This window comes from Kocuria sp. (genome assembly GCF_030536815.1).
Taxonomy (GTDB): domain Bacteria; phylum Actinomycetota; class Actinomycetes; order Actinomycetales; family Micrococcaceae; genus Kocuria; species Kocuria gwangalliensis.
In genome coordinates, this window is record NZ_JAUNPE010000092.1 from 4093 (window position 1) to 8939 (window position 4847).

The 4847-nt window shown below is 63.7% G+C and carries 5 protein-coding genes; 3 read left to right on the plus strand and 2 right to left on the minus strand.

All coding sequences use genetic code 11. From position 1 onward, the window contains the following. Both Q4E95_RS09055 and Q4E95_RS09060 read right to left on the minus strand, forming a co-directional pair. A partial coding sequence (locus tag Q4E95_RS09055) for a sodium:alanine symporter family protein (protein WP_303382994.1) occupies positions 1-1088 on the minus strand: 1088 nt, incomplete at its 3' end. A gap of 175 nt (positions 1089-1263) precedes the next feature. Next, positions 1264-1659 (minus strand): hypothetical protein, encoded by a 396-nt coding sequence (locus tag Q4E95_RS09060; RefSeq protein ID WP_303382995.1) that lies wholly within the window; start codon positions 1657-1659, stop codon positions 1264-1266. A 207-nt stretch (positions 1660-1866) separates the two neighbouring features. Here Q4E95_RS09060 and Q4E95_RS09065 point away from each other — a divergent pair, with 207 nt between their 5' ends. The 3 genes from Q4E95_RS09065 to Q4E95_RS09075 form a co-directional block, all read left to right on the plus strand. Continuing rightward, entirely contained in the window at positions 1867-2643 is a 777-nt protein-coding gene (locus Q4E95_RS09065; protein WP_303382996.1) for a type 1 glutamine amidotransferase domain-containing protein, read from the plus strand. A 98-nt stretch (positions 2644-2741) separates the two neighbouring features. Further along, entirely contained in the window at positions 2742-3494 is a 753-nt protein-coding gene (locus Q4E95_RS09070; protein WP_303382997.1) for an SDR family NAD(P)-dependent oxidoreductase, read from the plus strand. Positions 3495-3750: 256 nt separating this feature from the next. Next, on the plus strand, positions 3751-4847 hold a 1097-nt coding region (locus Q4E95_RS09075; protein ID WP_303382998.1), incomplete at its 3' end, for a DEAD/DEAH box helicase.

The following is a 4847-nucleotide window of genomic DNA, read 5'->3' on the forward strand; positions in this document are numbered from 1 at the left end:
ACGAGGCAAATGGTCACCACGATCCCGCCCCATTCGCCGGGCAGGCCGGTGGAGAACGCGATGGAGGTCATCGTGCCGGGGTTGCCCTGGTCCCACACACCGGTGGTGAGGATGACGAAACCGGTGATCGAGATGACCACCAAGGTGTCCACGAAGGTCTGGGTCATGGACACCAGGCCTTGTCGCACCGGGTGGCTGGTCTGAGCCACGGAGGCCGCAATGGAAGCGGTGCCCATGCCCGACTCGTTGGAGAACAGCGAACGGGCAGCGCCCATTTGGATGGCCATCATGATGGTGGAGCCCACAAAGCCTCCGGTGGCGCCCATAGGGGTGAACGCGCCGGTGAAGATCAACCGGAGGGCCTCTGGGATGCCCTGGAAATTGACGCCGATGATGTACAGGCCCGAAACAATGTAGAGAACGATCATCAGCGGCACCATCAGCGTGGTGACCTTGGCGATGGAGCGGATGCCACCCAGCAGCGCCAGGCCGGTGGCCACGGTCAGCACCACGGCGGTGAGCAGGGGCGGCACGGAGAAGGTGTATTCCAGGTTGCTCGCAATGGCGTTGCCCTGGGTCATGTTGCCCACACCGAAGGTCGCCACCACACAGCACACGGCAAACATGAGGGACAGGAAACGCCCGAACTTATTGGGAATGCCACGCACCAGGTAGACCTGCGGCCCGCCGGTGAGCTGCCCGGATGAGTCACGGGTGCGGAACCGGACACCCAGGAAGCACTCCGCGTACTTGGACGCCATGCCGAACAGGGCGGTGATCCACATCCAGAACAATGCGCCCGGGCCCCCAATGAAAATGGCAGCTGCCACACCCACGATGTTGCCGGTACCCACGGTCGCGGCCAGCGCGGTGGACATGGCCGCGAACGAGGAGATTTCACCCTTCCCACCAAGCTGCTTGGAACGGCGGCCGAACCCCAGGCTCATGGCCTTGCCGAACAGCAAGAACTGGATGCCCCGCAGCCGCACGGTCAGGAAGATTCCCACACCCAACAGCAGGGGGATCAGGAGCCAGGGACCCCAAATCAAATCGCGGATGGCATCGAATACTGATTGCAGCGTGTCCATGGGGAGCCGTGGCTTTCCTCGAGGGGGGTCTACGAATTGATGGTTAACGTACCAGCGAGTCGCGTGCGTCCTACCGCTCATTCGGCGGCGAGTCCACGTCCGGAGAGGCGTTAAACGGCGCCGACGCCGCAGCGGCTCGCTGCGGCGTCGGCAAAATCCCCGGGGGAAGAGGAAACTACTTCTGGACCACCAGGGCTGCACCAATGGCTGCCATGAAAGCATCCTTGGACAGGGTCAGACCGGACTCGGACGGACGAACGCCGTCGTCCTGGGTCATTTCCGGGTTACGGAAGTACATGGTGAGAAGGCCCGCGGAGAAAGCCAGCAGGCCGGCACCGGCCAGGCGCTTGGAGACGAACGGGGTGACCAGCAGCGCGCCAATGGCCAGTTCGGAGCCGGCAATGAACTTACCGAAGGTCTCCGAATCCCAATCGGCGAACTGGGGAACGCCGGTGGCAGCGAACTGCTTGAGGCCTTCCGCGGACTCGGCGTCCAGGCTGAGCTTGCCGTAACCGGACTGCAGGAGGAACGCACCGGGTACGGCGCGGAGGATGGCGTTGGAAATGCGCACGTCAATGCCCTTTCTTCGGAAAAGTACGGGCGATGAACACGACCCGCTACAACTGTCGGTTCATGCTAACAGCGGATCTATGTGATGTGTCAACAGTTGCCGTGACAAGGTGCCGTCAGCGAACGCGGCTGGAAGCACACTGACCACCCGCCTAGGGTGAACTCGTTCACACGCGCGCTTGATGCGCGCCGGCCGAAAGGAGCACGCATGGACATTGGCACCATGAAAAAGGTTCTGTTGGTACTCACCAGCCATGACACCCTGGGAGACACCGGAGAAGCCACGGGTTATTTCGTGGGCGAGGCGGCGCACCCCTGGAAGGTGTTCCGTGACGCCGGCTACTTCGTGGACTTCGCCTCCATCGAGGGCGGGCAGCCGCCGCAGGACGGGATGGATCAGGAAGACCCCGTTCAGGTCGATTTCACCACCGACGAGACCGTCAAGGCCTCCCTGTACAACACCCCCAAGATCGCTGTGGTGGATCCCTCCCAGTACCACGCGGTACTCCTGGTGGGCGGCCACGGAACCATGTGGGACTTCACGGGCAACAAGGACCTGCAGAAGCTGATCGCCACCGTGTACGACAGCGGCGGTGTGGTGGGCGCGGTCTGCCACGGGCCTTCCGGCCTGGTGGACGTGGAGCTGAGCAACGGCATCGGCCTGCTGTCCGGCCGCAAGGTGGCAGCGTTCACCAATGCCGAGGAAGAAGAAGTGGGCAAGGCAAGCGTGGTTCCCTACCTGCTGCAGGACAAGCTCGAGGAGCAGGGCGCCACGGTCAAGGTTGCCGACAATTGGGAGGACAACGTGCAGGTGGATGACCACCTGGTCACGGGTCAGAACCCGCAATCCGCGGCCAGCGTGGCCAAGGAAATGACCAAGCTCCTCACCGAAGTGGTGCTGGAGGAGAAGGCTGAGGAAGAAAAGGCCTCCGAGGAACTGCGCGCCGAGAAGGACGCGCAGAAGGCTGCTGAAGAAGAGGACTGACTTCGCGCTGATCAGCAACACAGGGCCATCCCTGGCATTTGTGCGCCAAAACACTAAGACTTGAAGGGATGAAGTGACCCCGAAGAGAGGAAGTGGACATGTCTGAGTTCAACGGACGCGTGGCATTGGTGACCGGAGCGGCGTCGGGAATCGGCGAGGCAATTGCCAGGGATCTGGCCAAGCGCGGTGCCAAAGTGGTGGTGACGGACATCGACTCCACCGGTATCGACAACGTGGTCCAGGCCATCATGGCCGCCGGTGGTAACGCAGCTGGTATTCGCCAGGATGTCGCCAAGCGCGAGGACGCGCAGGCCGCCGTCGACTTCGCCGTGCAGACGTACGGCGGTTTGCACTACGCCGTGAACAACGCCGGCGTGGGCGGCCAGGTGGAGGCATTGGGCGAGACCGACATGGATGCCTGGGACCGCACCGTTGCCATCGACCTCAACGGCGTTGCTTACGGCATGGCTGCTCAACTACCGGTCATTGAACAGCACGGGGGCGGAGCCATCGTGAACATCGGTTCGATCCACTCGACCGTGGCCACCGGCGTGGGCAACAGCGCGTACACCGCAGCGAAGCACGGTGTGGTGGGCCTGACCAAGCAGACCGCCGTGGACTACGGCCAGCGCGGTGTGCGCATCAACGCTGTCGGCCCGGCGTACATCGAGACCCCGCTGCTCGCGAACCTTCCGGCCGGCGCCAAGGAAGCCCTCGTCAATGCCCACCCCATGGGCCGCCTGGGCACCTCCGAGGAGGTCGCGCAGCTAACCACGTTCCTGCTCTCGGAGGGCGCATCCTTCATGACCGGCGGTTACTACCTGGTGGACGGTGGCTATACCGCCGTTTGATTGACCACTCTTTGTATCCATGCGGCTCGGGATCCGGAAAGGTCCCGGGCCGCAGGTGGTTTTCCGTTCAGGGTTGAGCGCACTTGTGGCCTGCGTCCTAACCGGCCGGTAGGTGACGCGTGTACACTGGCTAGGTTCCCTCGTGCATTTCACGAGGTTGGCGCGCCGGTCCAAGGCGCGCAGTTCGCGCCCCGTTTATGGCTTATGGCGCGTGCGCGCGGAATCGTTTCGCGTGGACCAACCTGAAAGACTTTCCTTGTCTACTAATTTTGTAAACCTCGGTGTGCCCGAGGTCCTTTCGGCTGACCTTGCCCGCACGGGCATCACCGAAGCCTTCCCCATTCAAGAAAAAACCCTTCCCGATTCGCTGGCCGGCCGGGACGTTCTGGGCCGTGGCCGCACCGGCTCCGGTAAGACCGTGGCCTTCGCGTTGCCGCTCGTGGCTCGCTTGGCGGGCATGGTGGAGGGCGCCGCTCGCGCACCTCGCCGCGCCAACCGCCCTACCGGATTGGTGCTGGCTCCCACTCGTGAGCTGGCCACCCAGATCGACCGCACCGTGGCCCCGTTGGCCAAGGCTGCCGGCCTGAGCACCACCGTGATCTTCGGTGGCGTGTCCCAAAAGCGTCAGGAGCAGGAACTCGCAAAGGGCGTGGACATCGTGGTGGCCTGCCCCGGCCGCCTGGATGACCTGCTCAAGCAGGGCGTTCTGACCCTGGACGAGATCCGCGTGACGGTCCTCGACGAGGCCGATCACATGGCCGACATGGGCTTCCTGCCCGTGGTCACCCGCATCCTGTCCCGCACCCCCAAGGGGAGCCAGCGGCTGCTGTTCTCCGCGACCTTGGACAACGGCGTGGACACCCTGGTCAAGAAGTTTCTGAGCAACCCCGTGTTGCATTCGGCGGACGTCGCCAAGGCCGCGGTGACCACCATGGATCACCACGTGCTGGTGGTGAAAAACGACGATAAGCAGGCCCTCATTGAGACTCTGGCCTCCGGCACCGGTCGCCGCGTGATGTTCACGCGCACCAAGTACCGCGCCAAGAAAATGGCCAAGAAGCTCAACCAGTCGGGTATCCCCGCGGTCGACCTGCAGGGCAACCTGTCGCAGAACGCCCGTGACCGTAACCTGTCCGCGTTCTCCGACGGCGAGGTGCGCGTGCTCGTGGCCACCGACGTTGCCGCCCGCGGCGTTCACGTTGACGACGTGGAGCTGGTCGTTCACATCGACCCGCCCGCCGAGCACAAGTCCTACCTGCACCGTTCCGGCCGTACGGCCCGCGCCGGTGCCTCCGGTTCCGTGATCACCATTTCCACGACCGAAGAGCGCGGCGACGTGGACAAGCTCATGCA

Coding starts and splice junctions, on each gene's coding strand:
- Q4E95_RS09065 (WP_303382996.1), top strand. CDS start 1,867: ATGGACATTGGCACCATGAAAAAGGTTCTGTTGGTACTCACCAGCCAT.
- Q4E95_RS09070 (WP_303382997.1), top strand. CDS start 2,742: ATGTCTGAGTTCAACGGACGCGTGGCATTGGTGACCGGAGCGGCGTCG.